A 20,677-nucleotide genomic window follows, 5' to 3' on the forward strand; every position below is an offset into this window, starting at 1 on the left:
TTCGCCATCGGCTACAGCGAGCCCGATGCCGGCACCGACCTGGCCGCCCTGAAGACCCGCGCGGTGCGGGAGGGGGACACGTACGTCGTCAACGGCCAGAAGATCTGGACGACGAACGGCGACACCGCCGACTGGGTCTGGCTCGCCGTCCGCACCGACCCCGACGCCCCGCCGCACAAGGGCATCACCATGCTGCTCGTGCCGACGAGCGACCCCGGCTACTCCTGCACGATCATCAACACCCTCGCCTCGCACGACACCACCGCGAGCTACTACGACGACGTCCGCGTCCCGGTCTCCCGCCGGGTCGGCGAGGAGAACAAGGGCTGGCGGCTCATCACCAACCAGCTCAACCACGAGCGCGTCACCCTCGCCGCCCACGGCACCATGGCGATCCGCGCCCTCCACGACGTCCAGCGCTGGGCCGCCGACACCCCGCTCTCCGACGGCCGCCGCGTCATCGACCTCCCGTGGGTCCGCCGGACCCTGGCCCGCACCCACGCCCGCCTCGACGCGATGAAGCTCCTCAACTGGCAGATGGTGAACGCCGTCCAGCACGGCACCCTCACCCCCCAGGACGCCTCCGCAGTCAAGGTGTACGGTTCCGAGGCCCGCCGCGACGCCTACGCCGCCCTCATGGAGGTCGTCGGCTCGGCGGGCGCCCTCAAGGAGGGCTCGGCGGGCGCCGTCCTCCACGGCGAACTGGAACGCGGCTACCGCTCGGCCGTCATCTTCACCTTCGGCGGCGGCAACAACGAGATCCAGCGCGAGATCATCTCCTGGATCGGCCTCGGCATGCCCCGCGTCCGCCGGTAGGGATGGTTGTGATGAGGCTTTTTAGTTGGCATTAAGGCCGGATAGTTGACACGGGGCGGAGCGCTCAGTCTGACGTGGGATGGGCTTGGCTGGTTGGCGTCCTAGGGTCGTTGACCTGCCAATTCCTCAGGAAGAGCGCAAGCGGGATGTGCAGCGAGTACGGGTTTCTTCCTCGATGATCGCGCGTACGGAGACGTACAGAGGCAAATTCTGGTCGCAGGCTGCCGCGAGTTGCGTCGCATAAAGGCTGAGGCGTTGGCGCAGGCGGAATCGTTCACCGCGACCGATGTCGGCTTCGTGGAGTGCGCTGGTGCGGGAGGTGAGCAGTCGGGCGTCTCCTCTACCGCGCTCCTTCTTGACGATGGGGCATTGCGGGGCCTCGGCCCGTGTGACATCGCTCCAGACGATGATCGAGGCGATGCGGGGATCAGCGCTGGTTCGCATGAGTGTGAGTCTAGGCAGCTCTTCGAAGAGGCGGGACCAGTGAGTGGCGCCCATGCTCCAACGCGACATTCTGTGGCGCCGATTGGCGTAATTGATCCGATGAATCGAGGTGGCGAGTAGCTCGGCGACTTGTTCAACGGCTCTGGTGAAGGCCGGCCCCAGTCGGTTCTCGGTGAGGCGGCGGCCCAACGCGTTGAGCGTGTAACGCCCCACGCCGCTGCCGACTTCAAGCGCTTCTGCGCACTCCGGCCATGTGAGCCCTGTGACCAGTTCAACAAGGCGAAGTGACGCTCCGCGGCGGAGAAGACGGTCGTCCCGGTACGTGACATCGGGGAGTTGTGTTCTGAGGTCGGTGAAGTGGTCTGAGAACCAATCGAGAGGAAGGTACGGCGGGACTTCGTCGACGGTAAACTGATGGGAATATGGGGAGTTGCGGAGTCTGCCACGCACGCGGAAAGCAGATACGTGAGGAGACGTGGCTACTGTGAGACTCGGGGAGATGCCGCCGTCGTTGAGTAGATGCTTCGTGTAGTCCTTTGCTCGACGGAAAGCCTCAGATGCGATGGGCTCGATGTGCTCGGCTATGGTCCGGCGGTCTCGGCTGACCAGGAGGTTGTCGGCGGCAAGGAGCAGCGCTCCGGATGTCATCGCATCGGCTGGAGCGTCTCGGCTCCCTCTGAGGGTGAGAGCCCCCGAGCCGCTGTCCCGGGCTGTGATCGCGGATACGATCGGTGATGCGTGCGCATCGATGGCGGCGATCAGGGCATCGGACGGGACGAGGTAGCGGGCCACGGGCCAGCTCAGTTTGATCAAATGGGTCGTGGTGATGAGGTCGGGGAAGTAGAAGGGGTCTGACGGCTTCCGAATCTCTGAGTTTTTCTGACATGAAATCAAGTTTTGATCGACACGGCCCTGCAGGGCGAGGAGTTGCTCAAGCTCTCTTGCGGAAAGTGCGGCACGGGTGAGACGTGGGTTTGCGTCGAGGCGTGCGCCACAAGACGTTAGGGCTGCGAACCGGCCGCTGCTCTCGTCGGCGGGAGGGCCTACGGTCATGGAGCGGTTGCGGCACTGCGCGGGGTGCAGGCCGGCAGTGTTGGGGAGTTTGAGGAGTCCAGGGCGTCTGTCTTCTGGACTGTTGAGGGGGAGATCGCAAGTTGGGCATGTGTGCTCAAGGAGTCGCCCGTGACGGACACAGGCGAAGGTGACCGGCAGGTGCCAGCGTAGGTGCCAGGCACCGCCGAGGACGTTCTGAACGGGGCTGTCGTTGCCGCGTAGACACTCTGGGCAGAAGCGGCTGGAGGGGGTCATGGCCCACTGAGCAAGTGCGGTTCCGCCGATTCGAGGGGTATCGGCGCGGACCCTGCGCAGGGCAGGGTATGTCTGCGCGAAGCGCTGCAGCGTGAGTGCGTGTGCCTCTTCCGTGCTGATGTGGGCGCGATGGGCGAACTGCGCGGCCAGCGGTGCGGGGAGGATGCGCAGGTGTGCGTACGCAATGCTGCTGTGACGTTGTCCCAGACCGAGGAGTTCGGTGATACGTCGGGGGGAGCGCTCCAGCCGGAACGAGAGACGTAGGAGGAAGCCGGCCAGAGACTCCTCTGGCAACGGGGCGAGGCTTCGGGAGAGTCGGCGATGTCGGTCGCGTACATCCGTCACGGTGACAACCTCGGCGCTGATGGTGCGGGTCTTCGCGGAGCGTAGTGTGGGGGCAGGGGCGAGCGTGATCTCAATGCCCTGAATTCACTCGTTTCAGAGCTCTTCAGGGCGGTGTGCCCGACGTCTGGGGAGGTTTCTACCCCGGACGGTAGTCAGTCCTCCCGTCGAGTCGTCGGGCTCGTCTGGCGGGTGACCCACGACAGCCCGCCGAGGTCGAGGCGTTGCCGTGCTCGGGTCACGGCGACGTATGCCAGGCGGGCCTCGCTCTCGTCGATTGAGGGTGGGGCCGACTGGGTGTCGTTGGGGTCGGGTTCGTCGTCAGTCGAGGGTTCAAAGTCGTCGGCGATCCTTACCGAGGCCCATTCCCTCCCTTTGGCCTTGTGCGCGGTTGACACCGCCACCTGGGCGGCTTCCTCGGGGACGAGGCGGGCGACGGCTGCCAAGATGGCGTCGGGGCCGTGGGTGTCCACGAGATCGACGAAGGGTTGCAGGTCGCGGCCGTTAGGGTCGTACGCGGCGTATTCCTGCAGGTCGTGCCAGGTGGTGAAGAGCAGTAGTTCGGGGTGGTGGGCTCGGCGGCCCTGCTTGAGGTCGCGCGCAGCCATGGCCAGGGCCTGAAGCCCCTGGCCACCTCCCACCAGGGCCACCCGGAGACTGGCTGACATCAGCTGCATCACCTGGGCCATGGCACCGACATTCGTGCGACACAGCACCGCGTCCGGGCGGACGACGGGGCCGAGCTCGGTGGCGACGGTGTCAGTGCCGGTCAGGCGCAGGGGAGCGCCGGCGAGCGCGAGCCACCGGTTGGCTTCGGTGGCCAGGCGTGGGCCGAAGCGGAAGGACTGGGTGAGGGCGAGGCGGGTGCCGTCGAAGCCGGTCATGACGTCCCTGGCGCCGCGCCAGTGATAGATGGCCTGAGCGGAGTCGCCGACCATGACCAGCTGAGCGTGGTCGCGTTGTGCCAGGAACACCTGCTCGACAACGGGGTTCGTGTCTTGTGCCTCGTCGAGGAGGAGGAAGTCGGCCTCGATCCGTGGCTGGGTGAGGGCCCAGATCTTGAGGTAGTGGTCATGGTCGAAGCGGACGACGCCTTCGTCGACGTACTGAAGATCCCGCCACGCCTTGCGGGCGAACGGGACGAGGAATTCCGAGAATTCGGCATGGTGGTCGGGGTCGTCCAGGCCGCGGAGCTGGGGTACATGGTGGTGACCGATGATGTGCTCGGCGGTGTGGCAGAAGCGAGTGACGGTGCGCAGGGCGGCGTTGGACAGGGTGCGTTGCGAGACGTCGCGGTCGCCGATGCGGAGGGAGTCGGTCAGACCGAGGTCACACCCGGTTCGCCAGGCGGGCCGGCGTGGGGAGTTCAGGCGGCGCGTATAGCGGTGGCCAACGGCGGCGTAGGCGAGAGCGTGGGCGGTTTTACAGGTGACGGTCGCGGGGAAGCGGGCGCGGGCGTCGTCGGCGATGGCGCGGTTGAAGGCGAGGTAGCGGCCGCGACGCTGGGTGGAGCGGGCGAGCAGCGCGAGCGTGGTGGTCTTGCCGGTGCCAGCGCCGGCCTGCAGCGCCAGGTGGTCGCCGGCATGGAAAGCGTCGGCGGCAGCGGCTTGCTCGTCAGTGGGGTTCAAGAAGGGTGTCCTCGTACTGGGTCGGGCATTGTGTGTCGGTCCGCCGTCGATGCAACAGGAGGGGAGGAGCAGTCGGCGGCGACCGCGTCAAAGGGCGGAGTGGTCGATGAGGCTTCAGGTCTCCGGTGAGGTGGGCACCGGCCCAGGCAGGTGCGTGTGGATGTGGGCATGGTGGAGGAGCGGGTCGAAGACCTGCCATCCGGCCAGAGTGAGGTCGGGGGCGGTGCTCGTAGCCATATGGGCGGGGCAGCGCTGCGCTCGCCATCGCAGCTGCTCTGCGTACGGTGCACGGTTCAGGCTGTACAGGACCAAGTGCTCCGCGGGCAGGGCGAGGCACCGCTTGTCCGAAAAGACGGCGGTCAAGGTCCAGGAGCCGCTCGGGGCGGCCGGATCCAGGACCGGGTGGGGGCAGCGGTGACCCCGGCGGGTCTGGGACACGCACCGCAGCGCATCGAGGGGCCGCTCGGCGAGGTAGCGGATGTGGAGGATCTCCACGATCGGCAGGATCAAGCGCTCGGCCGACTGCATCGACATCGGGCATGCGACAGGGGGCTGCGGGGTGAACAGCCCCGCGTCGATCCATCGGCGGGTGAGCGCACCCAGGCGGCGACGCAATTCCGTCAGGGCAGGGGTGAGGTCGATGTCCGGAGTGCGCCGTGGGCAGACGGTGGCGTGCGGGACGCGACACCACGGGGAGTCGGCGCCGCGGTAGGCGACGCCGCCGCTCAGATACCAGCGGCAGGTGATGGGGACGGGACGGATTGGCAGCTCGTGGGGATGCAGGCCGATCGGCCGGTGATCGGCGCGCGGATGCCAGTCGACGAGGTTGCCGCATTCCTGGCACCTATTGCTCTGTCCTCGGCGCAGGAGGCGGCTGGGGCTGGAGGTATCGACGCACAGGCGGCGGCGAGGGGGCTTGGTGACGGGGCTGCCGTCCCAGCGGCGGGCGAAGTGATGCGGTTGCATGGCGAGCAACGTGCCAGGTGGCGTGCCGTGATCCAGTGCAGAGGCCGCCGTAGGTCATGCGGATGGCTCTATCGGTCGCGATAGGCGTACGAAGCGAGGTGCAGATGTTCGAGGCCGGATCGTCGTTCGGGTGAATCGCGGCAGGGGCCTGGGGCGGGCTGCCTCATGCGAGGGAGTCGATCACGACTCTGCGGCGTCAGGCGGTTCGTGCCCGTCGCAGAGTGGCTCCAGCATCTGGTCGATCGGGAGGCTGAAGGCGTGAGCCAGGGCATGCCACGTGGTGATCTTTCCGGTGGTGCGGCCATGCTCGAGGTCAATGAGGGTGCGCCGCGCGAGGCCGCTGCGGTGGGCGAGCTCGTCGAAGGTCCACCCGCGCTCGTTCCTCAATCGCGCGAGCTGGATGCGCAGGGCGTCGAGGTTGGGGTCGGGAGGGAAGATCGTCACCCCACCATCCGATGGTGCAGACCCCTGCCCCGTCAGTGCAGAGTTCTGCACTATTTGCTAGGGAAGGAGTGATGTTCGCCGGAGCGCCGATTCGATGTCGTGCTGCGCCCCAGTTCGCCGTGCCTTGCAAGGCCGAGCCCTGACAGGAGGAAAACGGGAGCGATGAGGCTCTCCCTGCACGCTGTGGTCCCTCGTGTGTGGACCGTGGAGTTGCGGTCGGGTGTGAGTGGTCCGCGGCTCATGTGCCCGCGCTGCGGGCCCCGGACCGCCCCGCCACAGGCGGCCGCGGCTCAGTCCGCCGCCCTGCGGCATCTCGCTGCACATGCGCGTGGCGATGCGCTCGCCGGGCACCTGCGCACCTGTCAGTGCCGACAGCGGGAGTGCCGCTGGCACCCCCGGCACCGCGGCTGTGCCGGCCCCATCAGGCTGGTGCTGTCGCGCGACACGACTGGGCGCAACTGGCGGCTGGCTGACTCCTGCACCGCCTGCGCGCACGCGACGCCTCGCGCGGCCGTGGTCCCCGACGCCGTCACAGCGGTGGCCGTACCCGGGGAAGGTGCTGACCGCGGCGGAGCGCAAGTAGCCGCGCCGCACCCCGGGCCGTCGTCGGCCACCCGGGTGCGGGAGATGCTCGCGTACCTGGCCGCCGCCCTTCCGGCGTGCACGAGCGCCGCAGCCCGCTTGGCTGCGGTGCAATGCGCTCTGCGCACCGACTCCGGCGGGCGCGTTCTGCTCTCGGGCGGCATCGCGAGAAGCATGCGGTTGGGGCACCTTCCCGTCATCTGGGAGGAGTTGGAACAGGCCGCCTGGTTGCGCCCCGTGTCCTCGCCGCAGGGTGCCCGCCGTTTCGACCTTCTCGACCCTGCCGTACTCACACAGCTTCCCGGCCGTCGGGCTCGTGCCCAGGCGGCCGACTGGGCCCTGCGCCAGACCTGTCGTGCGACGGTCCGGCGGCAGCGAGCCGTCACTCGCCTGGTGGCGCTGCAGGTTGCCGCGCATACCGATGATCAGGGCCGGGGCAGCATCGAAGTCGCGCACCTGACCCGTACGGCAGGTCTCTCCTCCGTGGCCGTGGCTACGCTGCTCGATCGGCTTGCCACGGCGGGAGCGCTCGGCCGCTGGAGGCTCGACACGGCAACCGATGAGATCTGCTGGGCTTCGGGAGCGGGCGCTGGCTGGGGTGGCGTCGTTGGCTGACCGCCGGTGCGTTCATCAGGAGGGGAGATTGCGCGTCGCGTCAGGTGAAGTGCAGCGTGGCAGTTGGCCGGTCGCAGGCGGCGGAAATGAGGTCAGAGTACGCTTCAAGACGGTGCAGGAGCTCGCGTTTGCCACCCTTGTAGTTTGCTGGGGTACGGAGCTGGTTGATCGACGCGACCAGGCGCTGGGTGCTGCAGCCCGAATCCCTCAGTGTGCCGAGTACGGGGCTGTGAAGGTGATCGCCCTGGGTGACCTGAGCCCAGATCAGCACGGTCGCGGTATTGCGGGTGGGAGAGGTGGTTCCCTGGCGGAACTGCTCGAGGCCGCGGCACAGTCCGGCCCAGTCATCAGCCGGAACCTGCCAGGAGGAAAGAAGCTCCCGGCGTCGCCTGTAGTGAATACGATCCGTGCGCCAGTCCAATTGGCTGGCCACACTTTCGACGCACCGTTCAAAATCCGGCCACAGGTCCCGTGAATTCAACTCCTGCCTGATGACTTTGAGGGACTGCTGTGCAGTGTTCCACGGGATGCCAAGGGCCTTCGCGCAATCAGGCCAGGTGCCACCGCCGCTCATCTCCGCGAGCTTGAGCGCTGAAACGCGCCGCAGATGCCGCACCTTCCAGTCGGTGAGGTGCACCCAGAGGGACAACAGGTCGCCGAAGTGAGCGGAGAGCCACTCCTGCGGCAGGAGAGCCGGCACGTGCTCGATCCGGAAGCGGCTCTCGCGTGACGGAAGGCTCTGTCGCGCGTGCCGGTGGCCACCTGCGCGGTAGAACCCCTGGGCATGGCCCAACAAGGCACGCGCCATCGCGGAGGAGACATCCATGCGCCGCAAAGAGGCGCCGATGTTGGCCGGATGACGGCTGAACGCGGATGCAGCGAGCGACCGGACGCGATCGGTCATCCCGGCGTCATCGAGTTCCTCGTGACCGAGGAGGCTGTCGGCGGCAACGAGCACCGCCGCGCACTCGGCTGGGTCCTCGGGGGCGTCCCAGGCGACGGGCGTGCGTCCGTCGGGCTCAGGGGTGCGGCGGCGAGCGACATTGGAGGAGACGTGGCGGTCGATGAAGTCAGCCATCGAGGTCGAGGGCGCGTATCGCTCACCGTCCGGCCAGCTGAGCCGGATGAGATGTGCAGCGACGATGAGATCGGGAAAGAAGTAGTGATGTGAGGCGGCCCGACTTGCGTCGTCGGCTTGACCAGACACCAGACGCTGATCAATGCGCTGCTGCAGGGCAAGCAGCAGGGACAGATCAGCCTCGGACATGAGCTCGGCCCGGTGATCGTGGTCCAGGCGGGCAGCGCAGTGAGCGGCAGGAGTGCCGTGAACATCAGGCATAAGGCGCCGGCATTGGGCCGGGTGCAACCCGCTCGTGGCGCGGTGCGTGATCAGGCCTTGGCGCTCCGTATTCGTCGGCCGATTCGGCATACCCCGACAACTCGGACACGTATGGGAGAGCAAGGTGCGGTGCGTGACGCAGGCGTACGAGACGGGAAGATGCCAGCGCAGTTTCCAGGGGCCGCCATAGAGACTCTGGACGGGACTTCCGTCCCCGGAAAGACAGGTGGCGCAGTATCGACTGGAAACGCTGGCAGCCCACGACTTCCGCGCGGCCGTGGTGTTGCGGCTGCCGTCCATCCGCACCGATGCCAGGGGCGGGTAGACGGCAGCAAGGGACGACAGAGTCAGGGCGTTGGCCTCCTCGACGTTCAAGCGGGTGGCCGCGGCAAACGGCCCGACCCGCTCGCTGGGAAGCGAGAGCAGGTACTCGCCTGGGAGCCGATTTTGACGATGGACCAGTCCGCACAAGCGGGCAACCCTGGCGGGCGAGCGCTCCATGCGGTACGCCAGCCGCAGGAGCAGGCCGGGCAGTGATTCCTCGGGGAGCGGACTGAGAGCGCGGGCCAGCGGCCGGGCGGTCACCTCCGTCAGCCCGTTTCGCCGGCCGCGGCGGGGCCGTCATCATCGAAGACGGTGTTGCGGCCCTTCGGCTTCTTCTTCCCATCGGTGGGCTTGTGCGGCGGGATCTTGGGCTGCTCGCCGGACTCCGCGTCCAGGTCGGGCATGTCGCCGGGGGTGACGGTGAACTGGTTGAACAGCTCCTTCGTCAGCCGCTCGCTCTCGTCCTCGATGGCCCGCCGGCAGCCGTGCTGGATGAGTTTCTCCAGCACGCCGACCACGCCGCCGGTGCGGTTGAACAGGTACTCGGGCATGTCGCCTCCGGTCAGCATCCCCTCGGTGTCGTTCAGCAGCCGCAGGTGCCCCTCCAAGCGGGCCAGATGATCCAGCCAGGCGGCCATCTCCGGTCCGTCGGTGTAGTGGAACGGGTCGAGGTCGACGATCTGGAAGCGCCGCTCGTGCTGGCCGGCGGCGTGATCGTTCGGGCTGCGGCCGCGATCCTTGATCGGCTGGTAGATCCATTCCATGGTCTTGGGGTCGCGACGGCCCTCGCGCAGCAGGCCGGAGGTGGGGATGCCGACGCCGACGAGAATAAGCGTGACGGGCATGCTCATCATTTCGCGGATCAGATCGAGGACGTCCTGGTCGGCTTCCCGGTGGAGTTTGAGGCGGGTGATGTCGTCGATGACGAGTGCCCTGGTGGCGTGCTCGACGATGGCGGTCTTGACAGTGCGTACCAGATCCTCCAGACGCATTCCCTTGTAGTCCTCGCCGTAGAAGTCGAGGATGCGCTGGCAGGTGGAGATCGGGGTGGCCTTGACCGGGCAGCGTACGTAAGCGACGGGGGCTACCAGGTCGCGGGTGCCGGGCATGGCAGCCGGGTTCATGTAGTTGTTCAGGGCCATCCACGTCTCTTCGAAGACGGCCAATGCCTCGCACACCGTCTCCGTCTTGCCCTGGGCCCCGTCGCCGTTGACCATGACGCCGCCGCGTGTGCCGGCCTTGTGGCTGAACGCGCCGTCCTCGACGCGGGCCAGGACAGCCTGGGCGACGCCCTCGCTCATCGGAGTCACGTCAATGGGCAGACTGCTGTGGGTGGCGAGCCGGTGCAGGTTGTAAAGGCGCTGCTGGCGCTTTGACTTGAGGGCGAACTCAGCTGCCGTCAGCACGGGCGCGGGGACGAAGACATTGCGGGTCACACACCAGCTCCGCCAGCCCTCCCAAGTAGTGCGGTCGATGGGCGGGCCAGGGAGGAACGACGGACCGTCGTACGGGGGATTCACTGGCTGACCTCTTCCTCGGCTGCGGCGGCTGCCGCAGCAGCGGACTCATCTGTGTCGTCGTCGAAGTCGTCGTCGGGCAGGGCCAGCAGGCTGGTGGAGCGCAGCCGCTCTGACAGGTCCTGTGGTGTCGGGGTCGGGCGTTCGGGGACGGCGATTTCACGACGTCGTCGACGCTCGTCGGTGACCGCGTCCTGGCTTTGCTCGGCGCGCTCGCGCCAGCGCAGCGGGACGACCTTGCCGTCGTCCGAGCCGGTCCGCGCCGCGGGCACGGCGACGGGCGCCGACTGGGCCACTGTGGCGCCGGCGGGGCGGTCGGCCGCGGCTGCCGCGGCCTGAGTCACTTCGCGGGCGTGCTCGGTGCGCTGCTTCTTCGTCAGTTGAGTCGGCCACTGCTCGACGGGGATCTTCCCGCCGATCACCTCGAGGAGGACCGGGAGGAGCTCCTTGTCCGACTTCGGTGCCAGCCCGCGCTTGCGCAGTTCGCGCATCGACTCGCGGACGCGGGCGTCGCTGAAAGCGGGGAACTGTCCCTCCTCGGGCAGACCCACCCAGCGCAAGGTGTGCCAGTCGTGCGTCAGCGGATCCTGGAAGAACACGAAACACGGATCACGTGGATCCCGGCGGATGACGTAGCGGTTCTTGGCTTTGCCGCCGCGCCGGGAGAGTTTCCCGCGGTACGGGTCCAGGGCCTCGCCGTCGTACCACAGGTTCTTGATCTTCACGCCGCGCTTGCCGTGGATCATGACTTGGTGGCTGGGCAAGAGCTGGTAGTACAGCTCGGGTGAGGGGATCCGCAGGGCGAAGCCGCCTTGCGTCATGGAGGCGGCGAACAGACTGTTCGGGCTGTGGTCGCCGCCTGGGTCCCAGCTCGGAGCGTAGGAGTCGAAGCGGCGGTTCTGCCAGATCCCCACGATCCAGGTGGCGATGATGTGCTCCATCTCCGCCACGGTCAGGCAGGCGTCGGCCTCCGGATCCACGCCGCGGTCGGCGGTGTCCACGCCCTGATAGCCGAGCAGAAGAGCGAACAGTAGCGATCGGATGGCACCGAAGGCGCGCTCCACAGCCTTCTTGTCGGTGGGACGCAGCACCCGGCTCGGTTTGATGTTCGCGCCAAGCACCCGCTGGACCTCGACCAGGTGGTGGTTGCGGTAGACGGAGCCGTGGTCGGTGGTGACCGTCTCCGGGGCGAAGAACGGCAGCCCAGCCACCTCGTACCCGGCGAAGTCTGCCACCACGGTGCCCGGGATGCCCGGGTAGGCCCACTGCATGTCCTCGCCCCAGTCCGGGCGCATGGGCAGCGGCATTGTCATGTCCCGCAGCACCATCGCCACGTCGATCGAGGAGTCGGAGACCAGACTGAGCCGGAACGCCACGATCGAATGCGTGTACACGTCGAGTGCCAGCGTGAGATGTACGGAGACGGGATCGCCGAACACGTCTTCCAGTACCTTCACGGGCAGCACGGTGGTGTCCAGGGCCACCACCTGCCCGGGCCGGTGCACCACCACGTGCCGGCCCGTCGCGTACTTCTGCGCCATGGCCGCCGAGCGTGCGTAGCGCTGCCGCCCGCCGCTGGAGCCGAACCAGTCCCGCCACACCCGGCGCAGCACGTCGTAGCTGGGGACCTTGGCCTTGTCTCCGAAGGTCTCCCGTACATACTGGTGGATGAGGCGCTCGCGGTCTCGCGCTGTTAGCTTCGCCCGCCGCAGGCTCTCGTCACGTACGGCGAACAGCGCCTCGCGCACCTCCGGGGTGATCCGGTGCCCGGTCGCCTCCCGCAGCCACCGGTCGTCCGAGAGACCGATCGGCCCCAGCTTGCGCCGTGCCGTGTCCCAGCGCACCAGCGTCCTCATGCTCACCTTGTGCAGGGCCAGTGACTTTGCCAGCGCAGGATCCCTCGCCCTCGCCCTGCGCAGCTCGGCCTCCTTTGCCTTTCGCCGCTGCGTCAGTGTTGTGGTCTCCGTGTCGTACTGCGGGAGAGGCTCGTGCGACAGCGCGGCGTCCGGATCACCGCTCCGGTAGCCGGTCTCGACCTCCCGGATGTGCTCCAACCGCCGCATCACGTGCTCTTGCTGAACCGGCAGCAGGTCTGCCATCGACTTCGGCTGGCGGCCCCGGCTGGCGGCCGGGAGATCCTTGCGGGTCCGGGTCGACGGCCGGCAACCGGGGCGGTGGATCAGCTCGCTCAGCTGCACCTTCCACGATGCGCCCTCGTCGCCGATCAGTGTCACGCGGCCCAGATGCGGCAGACACGTCTCGACCCGCCACACCTCACCATCGATGATCAGCTCGGTGCCAGGCACCAGCACCCATGTCGATGCCGTTTCATTACTCACGACCGCACCCCGCGAAGCGCCACGGGTGCGAGCCGGATCAGGCTCGCGTCCCCGTACGGTGCGGAGAGGTCCGCACCGAGCTCTCTGCGCCACAGCAAGTGCAGGGAATGGGCTCTGGCCATTGCGGGAATGGAGCACCGCTCGACCAAATCCCGCAACGGAAGCGGTCCTTGGGAGGCAGCCGCACGCAGCTGGCCCTGCATGTCGAGCACATTGGTCAACGGCCGGCGCTCGGCGGAGAACGCGTCCACCGTTTCCCAAATGTGCCGACGCCAGCCGGTCACCACGCCGTAGCGCCATCCGGCGGCCAGCGCGGCCTCGAACGTCGCGGCGAACTTCAGCTCATCCTCGGGACGAATCCGACCAGCCGGCCGCACATCGATCACGAACGGACCGGAGTCGGTGAGCAGCAGGTAGTCCGGCGTGTGATCCACCCGCTTGCCGCCCGCGTGGAAACGAAGCCGGAACGGCTGCGAGAGCGCCTCACGCAGCCCTGCCGCGAAGTCGGTGACCAGGAGCAGACACTCCTCCTCAAAGCTCTCAAAACCGTGATGCCTACGCGTCGACACCATGTATTCGAGCCCTGGCCGGTGATGCTGGTCGGTCCGCCAAGTGAACCGACGCACGGGCATCGTGCGCGAAACATCCACCTCTTTGAGGTCGCGCACCGAGTACGCTGCGGCAGCGTCCCGCCCGAACTTCCACGTTGTCGTCCAGCGCCTGGCCCACCGTTCGTCCAAGTCCAGCTGGTGCGCGTACTCGGTGAATCCTCGATGCAGGAATGCCAGATCCCCCACGCGACAGGAGTCGGACCATGTATCCCTCCGTGGTCCTTTCGGCACCCGGCGGATGGAACTCGGCTCGGAATCCCTCATATACACGTCGAGCGCTCCTCAGCAGATCGAACACGGCCGCGAAGATCAACCATGACGCTACGGTGAGCGGCGCCCGTCGCTCGACCAGATCAGTGCTCTTCACACGCACGAGTGATCCCGCATCGATGACACCACCGTGGCCTGCACGACCGCTGGTGGACCACCCCCACGGGGACGTGGTCGTTGACAGCCAAGGTGAAGCGGGAGGGGATGACGGCAATTAGCCCCTTGCCACATGTTCTGGATCCACTCCCCGGAGAGTCCCTGCCGGGATTGCTCCTTCGCTTGGTGTTCCTTCTGGGACTGCTCCCGATCGTGTTGCGAGCAGGCCATGGCCACCCTCAAGGGGTGGCGCCTCCTGTGGAAGCTCCACTGCAGCGCCAACCGAATCACCGACATCGTGAAGGCCGTCCTCATCCTTCATCTCGCATCAACGTGAGGTTGGAAAAGGCTCATTGACCAGCACGCAGCCGTCCTCGTCGAGGACATGTGCACCCGGTTTCACCTAAGCAGCTACCCATAGGTGTCCTCCTTGGCCGGAAAGGCGGAGCCTGCAAAACCGACCGTGATGATCTCTATGAGAAATCGCTCGGGATGTAGCGGTTTCCGGTTACTACCCCTGCCACGACGGCCCGATCAACTGTTGCGCCCGGGGGGCGGTGCTTTGCCGTCCACGCCAGTTCGTCAACCCGGAGTGACCCAACTTTGTCCTTTTCTGTGAGATCGAGGACGAGGAGTTGACCGAAGGGGACATTCGTGTTGCTGTATTCGGCGGCTTGCGCCAGGTATTTCGATTCCAAATATCTTCGGTCGTTTTTGGTGTGGTTCTTCTTGATTTCTGTCAGGTACTGGCGTGAACCGAAGTGGACAAGAACGTCGGCTCGCCCCATCGCTTGATTGACCGGCTCGACCTGGATCAGGTTACTGATCTGGCCGCCGATTAGCCAGTTGTAGAAGTGCAGTTGTAGGTCGTTCTCCAGCGGCACGAGGTCGCCGTCCTCCTTGTCGAATCGGCGGCGGTAATCGCGGATCTTGATGCGTTTTCCGCTCGCGTCGTACCGTCCTTCACCGAAAGCCGTGGCGGTGTCGAGATCAGCGGCCGCCTTGAGGAACAGCAGCGTCTGCTCGACGAGCACGCTGAATGTTCTGCGCGTTTCCCCAATGAAATCAGGGAAGGTTCCCAGCTCTTTCAGGAATCGATTGAGCATGGGCACAACGACGGGGTCCGAATTTTGGAGCCGGGTGATGTCTTCCATGTAGGCAAGGCCATCGATCTTCTTCAGTTCATCGTCATCGATCTTCGCTGCCAGACCTGCGGTGAATTCGAGCCCGAGTTTCCTGACCGCCGTGGGGGCGAATCTGTGCGCTCGATCCGCTTCGGCCTCCCCGGGTGCTTCCTCGGTCGCGTCGTCGCCTGCTTCAGTTCCGCTCCCCCTCGGGGCTGGAGCTGACCGTGCGGCCAGTTGCTGGTCAACTCGAGCGAGGAGGGCCGAAGCCGTTGCGTGGTCGAAGCTGGAGCCCGGGTGCCGCTCTGGCTGCGCCACGGCACGGCGCAGTTGGGCGAGCAGGGCCTGTTGTCTCAGGAACGAGTCCTCGATGGCGGGGTCGACGAGTATGGACAGGCCGCTTCCGTCTCGTGATCCGACGGGGCAGACCGTGCGGGCGGACCTGTAGGCGGTGAGTACGTAGTCGAGGGCCTCCCAGGGTTCCATCCACACATCGTCCTGGAGTAGTTCGGCGGCCCGTCGCAGCTGCAGGACGAGGCGGCTCCACGCCACGTCCGCGGCGGCCTGGGGTTGCAGCCAGGCTGGCTGGTGCATGCCCCAGTTCCATGCGCGCTGCTGATCCAGGGCTGCCTCAAGGCGGTCGGCTGCTTCGCGGAGTGCGGGCGTATTCCCCGTGGTGAATGCGAGCAGGGAGTCGCACACTGCGCCATATGCCTGAGCGTCGTGGCGGGCTTCTTCTGCCGCGTCGGCTGCGTGGAACCATGAGCGGGCGGCTTCCAGATACTCGCTCACTTGTGCCAGTGACTGGGAGGTCATCGCTGATCGCAGTTTGTCGTATCCGAGTTCCACGAAGGCGTCGGTATCGCTCGCCTCGTCCGCTGCCAGTCTTTCGAGCATGCCGCGCAGTGCCTCGGTAATGGCTTGCTCTTCGTTTGACCAGCGGTCCAGCCCGAGACCGATGAGGCGGGGTAGGCGCTCCACGAAGTCCTCTGGAGCTTCGGTGTCGTCGAGCTCTTCGAGTGTTCCCCAGACTTTGATCGGGCTGATGGCGTTGGATACTGCCAGCCGGACCGCTCCCTCCAGTCGTGCGGCGGCCACAAGCGGCTGCGAGCGCACGAGATCATCCAGGCCCGCGAGCAAGGCACTGTTGAGGCGCTTGGCCAGCGCCTTGGTGGTCTCGATACTCCTGAAAAGGGTTTCGAGCGTTGCCGTTGTGTGCAGCAGGCTGAGTTGTCTGGCAAGGCCGATTGGGAACCGGCTTGCGGCCTCGTGCCAGCCTTGCTCGGCGTGATCGAAGGCGTGGGTGACGGCTTCGGCCAGCAGGGGTGCGAGAGGGCCTGCGGCGACGTCCTCGATTTCAGCGAGCACGATGTCAGGAGAAAGGTCGACACTGTCGAAGCTGATCGCATGGCCCGCGGCCGCTAGATCGCTCAGCCGTTCAGTAAGACGCACAGCTTCCCTCCTCTTGCAGTCCAGGAACTGCTACCACAACGGTTTACCTTCGGACGCCTCCACGATGTGGTCGTCGCCCAGCACGTCATGGGCCAAGCTCGGGTCCGCGGTGGTGATCAGGACCTGCAGGTTGCTCTCTTCTGCGAGTGCCGCCAGCTCCTGCACCAGCTTGTGGGCGTCGAGGTCCTGGACCTCTTCCGCCTTGGGGCTGTCGATCATCAGCAGACCGGGGTGGGTGGAGATGCCGTGTGCGGCTCCCACGCGAAGCAGAGCGATCACCACAGCGATACGCAGGCGGAGTCGCTCACCGGCGCTCTGCTTGCTGAACGAGTCCGTGGCGCCGCCGTCCTTGATGACTTTCAGCCGAGCGGCGCGATCGATCTCGACCGCTTCCAGAGAGGCGATTCCGAAGCGGCGGCCCAGCTGGACGATCTCTGCGTTGACGTCCTGGAAGAGTCTGTCGGCCGCCGTCTTGCTGTCCGTTTCAAGGACACGGGTGCCGGCCTTGAGGATCTTGATCGTCGTGGTTTCGACTGGGTCGTCCAGGACCTCAGGCAGCTCGGGGAGTACGTCCAGAGCCCCTTCCAGGCGCAGCACTGCTTCCTGTGCCGCCAAGCGGGCGGGAAGCTGGGCTACGGACTGCGCACGCCGCAGCCGCTCTTCGACGGCTTCTAGATCCGTGGTGAGCCGGGCCAGTTCCCTCTCGGCATCCTCCATAGCTTCGCAGGCGGTGGCTTCAGCGTCTTGCGCGCGTTCAAGCCTCTGCCCCGCCTCGGCGGTGACTTCCTCCGGAGCATCATCGTCTCCCGTGACAGGTCGCGCGCAGACCGCGCAGGCATGGCTGTTGCGCTCCTGGAGGCGCCGGTCCTCGGCGATGGCCTGGTCACACCGAGGACATGCCTGCGGGTCAAGACCATGGAACAGCAGCCTGGCGGTGGCGCTCTCGGTCACGTCGTTGAGGAGCTTCTCCTCCCGCTGCCGGTGGGAACGGGCCCTGCGGTGCACACGCATGAGCTCATCCCAGGTCTCCTGGGCGTCGGCTACCGCGCGCGCCAACCGGGCGGCCTCAACAGCAAGCTGGGCGAGAGACTCTCCCTCGTGCATGGATGGCAGGCTCGCTAGGCGCTCACGGGCTGTCTCAAGATCGGCCTCCACCCTCTCCCGCTCTGCCTTGCGGTCGCTGAACGCGTCCTCGGCGCTGGAATGGCGACGCTTGGCTGCGACATCCCTGACTTCGTAGGCGGTCCTGACTCGCGTCAAAGTCGCGGCTGCCGGCAGATCCAAGAAAACTTGGAGCAAGCGTCCGGGTAGCCCGGCCATCATCTGGTCTCCCAGAAGCGCCTTGTCGCCGCCGGCAGGGAGATAGAGGGCCCCGTAGTACGCCGGCCAGCCGTGTGACTGGGTGCTGGTCTCCCTGAAGCTGTTGACCAGCGGCTGGAGATCGAGCCTGCCCATCATGAACGCCTGGATCTGCTCGGCGAAGCTAGCGGAGCTGCCTGCCCGCATGAGGGCAGTCACACCGCGCCCGGGATCGGGCTTGCGCATCGAGCTGAGGGTGCCGATTTCGAGACCAGTCAGTACGAGCCCGGAGACGATTTCGCCGTCCGTGATGTTCAGGCGGAATCCCACCGGCTGGCCCGCCACCACCGCATCGAGGTCCAGTTCCGTGATCCACTGGCGCACCCCGGCCTGCAAATCGCGTGGTGTACCTCGCAAGCACCACGTGATCAGTTCCAGAACGCTTGTTTTTCCCTTCAAGTTCGAGGCGACTAGGGCAGTCAGCCCGGCGGGGAAGGAGAACGTGGTGTCGAAGGGGCCTGGCTCCAGGGATCCAGTGCGCACGCCAGCGACTCGGAGGCGATGGAGCCTCAGTCCACGTGGGCGAGCCGGCGTGAGAGTGAGCGCGAGCCCGTACGTACCGAAAACGTCACGGACGCTCTCCACCGGCTCATCTGCGGCCGCTGCGATCCGCACCTCAAGGGGTATCTCGACGTCTGTCACGGCTCCCCCGCATCCTTGTCGGTCTGGTGTTGTGCTCGCAGTGTGTCGAGCCTGGCTCTTGCCCGGGCGCTGACTGAACCGATGCGCGTACCTCGTGCAGCTTCGGCGTACTCGCGTTGAAGGTACTGGCGCTTCTTCAGGTCCGTTCCCCCCAGGCCGTCGGCCAGCGCGACGACGAGAGCGACCCGCTCGACGTAGTAGCTGAACGTCGGGACATCACGGACGATCTGTTCGGCCACCTGCTCGCCACGGTGCATGAGGAAGTAGTCATGCTGGCGCACGCGATTGACCGTCCCCCGGCGCCTTCGCACCACGAGACCGCCGCTGCGCAGCACCGCGAGCGCGTCGTCGAGCGGCTCGTAGGCGCCGAAATGATGCCGGAGCATGGGATAGCGGCGCACTTCTGGCTCTTCCGAGTCCAGAATCCTGCCGGCCACCTCCAGCAGCCCAGGCTCCCGACTCGTCTCGAAGTCGGTAAGCAGTTCATCGGCCAGGTAGTCAGGGTTCCGCAGCCAGAAGTCCAGCTTCTGCAGCCGCACCTGTGTCCGTACCACCCCTACCGCACCCGCAAGACCAGGATCAGCCAGGTCCACGGTATTGGGCTTCTCGCTGGCCCCATGAATCAGCAACAGTAGACGCACCGCGTCCTGCTCTCGGCTCGTCACGGGAGCTTCTGCTGGGGGCACCGCAAGCTCATTCTCCACTGATCAAGAGTACCGACCGACGGTCACGCGAGTAACCATCCCAACATGAGGAACCGGGCCGGGGGACTGAGCCATCAGCGGGCTACAGGGCGGCCTCACGCCTTGCCAGGCGGACCTCTCAGGTGAACCGTCTGACGTGGGGACAGCGAAGGACCCCGACCAGGGCCGGGGTCCTTCCTTCTGGCGGATCAGTGCTTCGAAGGTGGTTGATCACCGCTGGTGTGGTTCGCCAGCTGTCTGACAGGCGTCTCTCGGACGGGGTTCACGCCTGCTGGCGACGGTGTTCACCACTGCCGCAGCAGCCAGGCTGGATCGAAGTGGGAGTGATCCTGGTAGGCCATCGCGAGTGCTCTGACGGCTTCGCGGAGGGCTTTCTTGGTGGAACTGTCGGCGGTGGCCTCATAGAGGTCCACGATCAGGCGGCGGGACTCGAGGTTGCCCCAGATGTGGGGCGGGTCCCAGGTCGCCAAGTGCGTAGCGAGGTACCCGTTTGGTGTGGACCACGGGCTGGTCGTGGTCATCGATGACGGTGCCGCCATGAAGTCCCGTCGCCGCTGGTGCCCTGCTCGTCTTCGTCGAGACGGGCGTGCACGAATGTCACCAGCGGCTCGTGCCGGCGCCGATCCGGGTTGCAAGCCCTTAGGTCCGAAGCAGTTCTGGCCCAACTATCAGTAGGATGTCGAACCCGTATGTCTTTGAGTTTTCTGGCCCAAGGTGCGGTCCAGCTGCATGGAGGGATTCGGATCCAGCAGAATGTTCCCTCCGGCGGGGAAGGGGAAGGGGATCATGACCAGGGGGAAGCCTCAACTGTTGTTCGTGCATGGCATTGGCGGTCTTCGTGACACCGCTACTGACCGCCGCGAGTGGCTAGAGGCGCTTGTTGCGGGAGCACGGGACGCCGGGATGGCTGATGCGATCTCCGGACTGACTATGGGCTGGCTGGCGGATGTCACGTTCGCCAACTACAGCGACTTGTTCAACCGCCGGGGAGCGCAGGGCGACACAGCTGGCGAGCTCGAGGAGGATGAGGTTCCTTTTCTCGCAGGGCTACTTGACGCGATGCTGGAGGAGCTTGCCGAACAGTTCCCGGCCGAGAGCAGTCCGCAGGATGCGCGGGTCATCTCTGACGCGCGGTACCAGCTCGACGCTGCCGCCCAAGGAAGGCAGTCTCAGGGTGCGGGAGAGGGCTTCCGCGGGCTGGTTGGTGTTACGACGACGATGCTCCGCCTGCCAGGGTTGCGTCATGCGGCACAGTGGATGAACGGCCGGGCGATCCTGTTCCAGCTCGCTCAGGTCGGCAGGTATCTCGATCGTCGTGCCAAGAAGGCCGAGCTCGGCATGGCTGTCCGGGCTCGGGTTCTTGAGGGGTTGGACCCTTCGCGGCCCCTCGTGGTGGTCTCGCACAGCCTGGGCACGGTCGTTGCATACGAGGTGCTGCACGAGTACGGCGGAGAGGTACCTGTCTGGATCACAGTGGGTTCCCCTTTGGCTCTGGGCGCTGTGGTGCTGGACCGCCTGGTCCCGCGTCCGGCGTCCTGCCCGGCGAACGTTGCCTCGTGGCGCAACTTCTGGGACCGCGACGACGTCGTGGTGGGCCGGCCGCACCTGGGTAACTGGATTGGTCCGAGCAAGAGCGGAGTCAAGGCCGTGACGGAGCGGGTTGACTCCAGTGGTTTGTGGACGCACACGGCGACGAAGTATCTGGAGCACGGGGCTGTGGCCCGTCCGGTGATCGAAGCGCTCACGTCGTGACCG

Annotated in this window: 15 protein-coding genes and 1 pseudogene; 4 read left to right on the plus strand and 12 right to left on the minus strand. The window is 66.4% G+C overall.

The window, feature by feature from the left end:
• On the plus strand, nt 1-816 hold an 816-nt coding region (locus CCN56_RS19565; RefSeq protein WP_086828541.1), incomplete at its 5' end, for an acyl-CoA dehydrogenase family protein.
• A gap of 126 nt (nt 817-942) precedes the next feature.
• Here the strand turns inward: CCN56_RS19565 and CCN56_RS19570 are convergent.
• From CCN56_RS19570 to CCN56_RS19585, 4 genes are all read right to left on the minus strand, one after another.
• Nucleotides 943-2,913, minus strand: a complete 1,971-nt coding sequence (locus CCN56_RS19570; protein WP_179199907.1) for a TniQ family protein — start codon at nt 2,911-2,913, stop codon at nt 943-945.
• Between the two features lie 152 nt (nt 2,914-3,065).
• Nucleotides 3,066-4,538: a UvrD-helicase domain-containing protein gene (locus CCN56_RS19575; RefSeq protein WP_086828545.1), complete on the minus strand. Its 1,473-nt coding sequence runs from the start codon at nt 4,536-4,538 to the stop codon at nt 3,066-3,068.
• Nucleotides 4,539-4,652: 114 nt separating this feature from the next.
• Nucleotides 4,653-5,504: a DUF6083 domain-containing protein gene (locus CCN56_RS19580; RefSeq protein WP_086828546.1), complete on the minus strand. Its 852-nt coding sequence runs from the start codon at nt 5,502-5,504 to the stop codon at nt 4,653-4,655.
• Between the two features lie 180 nt (nt 5,505-5,684).
• Nucleotides 5,685-5,948 (minus strand): helix-turn-helix transcriptional regulator, encoded by a 264-nt coding sequence (locus CCN56_RS19585; protein ID WP_086828548.1) that lies wholly within the window; start codon nt 5,946-5,948, stop codon nt 5,685-5,687.
• Nucleotides 5,949-6,575: 627 nt separating this feature from the next.
• On the opposite strand from CCN56_RS19585, the gene CCN56_RS19590 reads away from it, so the two are divergent.
• Complete coding sequence (locus CCN56_RS19590; protein ID WP_086828549.1) at nt 6,576-7,145, plus strand: hypothetical protein; 570 nt, start codon at nt 6,576-6,578, stop codon at nt 7,143-7,145.
• Between the two features lie 40 nt (nt 7,146-7,185).
• On the opposite strand, the gene CCN56_RS19595 is transcribed toward CCN56_RS19590, so the two are convergent.
• The 4 genes from CCN56_RS19595 to CCN56_RS19610 form a co-directional block, all read right to left on the minus strand.
• On the minus strand, nt 7,186-9,069 hold the full coding sequence (locus tag CCN56_RS19595; RefSeq protein ID WP_179199908.1) for a TniQ family protein: 1,884 nt from the start codon (nt 9,067-9,069) through the stop codon (nt 7,186-7,188).
• Nucleotides 9,070-9,074: 5 nt separating this feature from the next.
• Nucleotides 9,075-10,244 carry an AAA family ATPase gene (locus CCN56_RS19600; protein ID WP_256962049.1) on the minus strand — a complete coding sequence of 390 codons (1,170 nt, stop codon included), beginning with the start codon at nt 10,242-10,244 and terminating at the stop codon, nt 9,075-9,077.
• Nucleotides 10,245-10,324: 80 nt separating this feature from the next.
• Nucleotides 10,325-12,664 carry a transposase gene (locus CCN56_RS19605; protein ID WP_256962050.1) on the minus strand — a complete coding sequence of 780 codons (2,340 nt, stop codon included), beginning with the start codon at nt 12,662-12,664 and terminating at the stop codon, nt 10,325-10,327.
• The gene (locus CCN56_RS19610; protein ID WP_256962051.1) at nt 12,661-13,461 is read right to left on the minus strand and encodes a TnsA-like heteromeric transposase endonuclease subunit; all 801 of its coding nucleotides are present in this window, start codon (nt 13,459-13,461) and stop codon (nt 12,661-12,663) included. Before CCN56_RS19610 ends, CCN56_RS19605 begins: the two co-directional genes overlap by 4 nt.
• Before the next feature lie 388 nt (nt 13,462-13,849).
• Between CCN56_RS19610 and CCN56_RS41945 the strand changes: the two are divergent.
• Nucleotides 13,850-13,978 (plus strand): annotated as a pseudogene (locus CCN56_RS41945) (IS5/IS1182 family transposase); the annotation flags it as partial.
• A gap of 136 nt (nt 13,979-14,114) precedes the next feature.
• Here the strand turns inward: CCN56_RS41945 and CCN56_RS19620 are convergent.
• The 4 genes from CCN56_RS19620 to CCN56_RS44690 all read right to left on the minus strand — a co-directional run bounded on the left by CCN56_RS19620 (nt 14,115) and on the right by CCN56_RS44690 (nt 19,587).
• The gene (locus CCN56_RS19620; protein ID WP_086828557.1) at nt 14,115-16,217 is read right to left on the minus strand and encodes a hypothetical protein; all 2,103 of its coding nucleotides are present in this window, start codon (nt 16,215-16,217) and stop codon (nt 14,115-14,117) included.
• A 30-nt stretch (nt 16,218-16,247) separates the two neighbouring features.
• Nucleotides 16,248-18,059, minus strand: coding sequence for an ATP-binding protein (locus CCN56_RS19625; RefSeq protein WP_143664566.1), 1,812 nt, complete (start codon nt 18,057-18,059; stop codon nt 16,248-16,250).
• A gap of 155 nt (nt 18,060-18,214) precedes the next feature.
• Entirely contained in the window at nt 18,215-18,883 is a 669-nt protein-coding gene (locus tag CCN56_RS19630) for a hypothetical protein (protein ID WP_218779426.1), read from the minus strand.
• A gap of 323 nt (nt 18,884-19,206) precedes the next feature.
• Nucleotides 19,207-19,587, minus strand: coding sequence for a DUF6221 family protein (locus CCN56_RS44690; RefSeq protein WP_306300613.1), 381 nt, complete (start codon nt 19,585-19,587; stop codon nt 19,207-19,209).
• 121 nt (nt 19,588-19,708) lie between these two features.
• Between CCN56_RS44690 and CCN56_RS19640 the strand changes: the two genes are divergently transcribed.
• The gene (locus CCN56_RS19640; RefSeq protein WP_086828588.1) at nt 19,709-20,674 is read left to right on the plus strand and encodes a hypothetical protein; all 966 of its coding nucleotides are present in this window, start codon (nt 19,709-19,711) and stop codon (nt 20,672-20,674) included.
• The last annotated feature ends 3 nt before the right edge of the window (nt 20,675-20,677 follow it).

Origin of the sequence: Streptomyces sp. NRRL B-24572 (assembly GCF_002156145.1) — a bacterium.
Taxonomy (GTDB): Bacteria; Actinomycetota; Actinomycetes; order Streptomycetales; family Streptomycetaceae; genus Streptomyces; species Streptomyces vietnamensis.

Bases quoted from the DNA above. Each gene is read 5' to 3' on its own strand.
- CCN56_RS19580 (WP_086828546.1), bottom strand. From the start codon at position 5,504: ATGCAACCGCATCACTTCGCCCGCCGCTGGGACGGCAGCCCCGTCACC.
- CCN56_RS19590 (WP_086828549.1), top strand. From the start codon at position 6,576: ATGCTCGCGTACCTGGCCGCCGCCCTTCCGGCGTGCACGAGCGCCGCA.
- CCN56_RS19640 (WP_086828588.1), top strand. From the start codon at position 19,709: ATGACCAGGGGGAAGCCTCAACTGTTGTTCGTGCATGGCATTGGCGGT.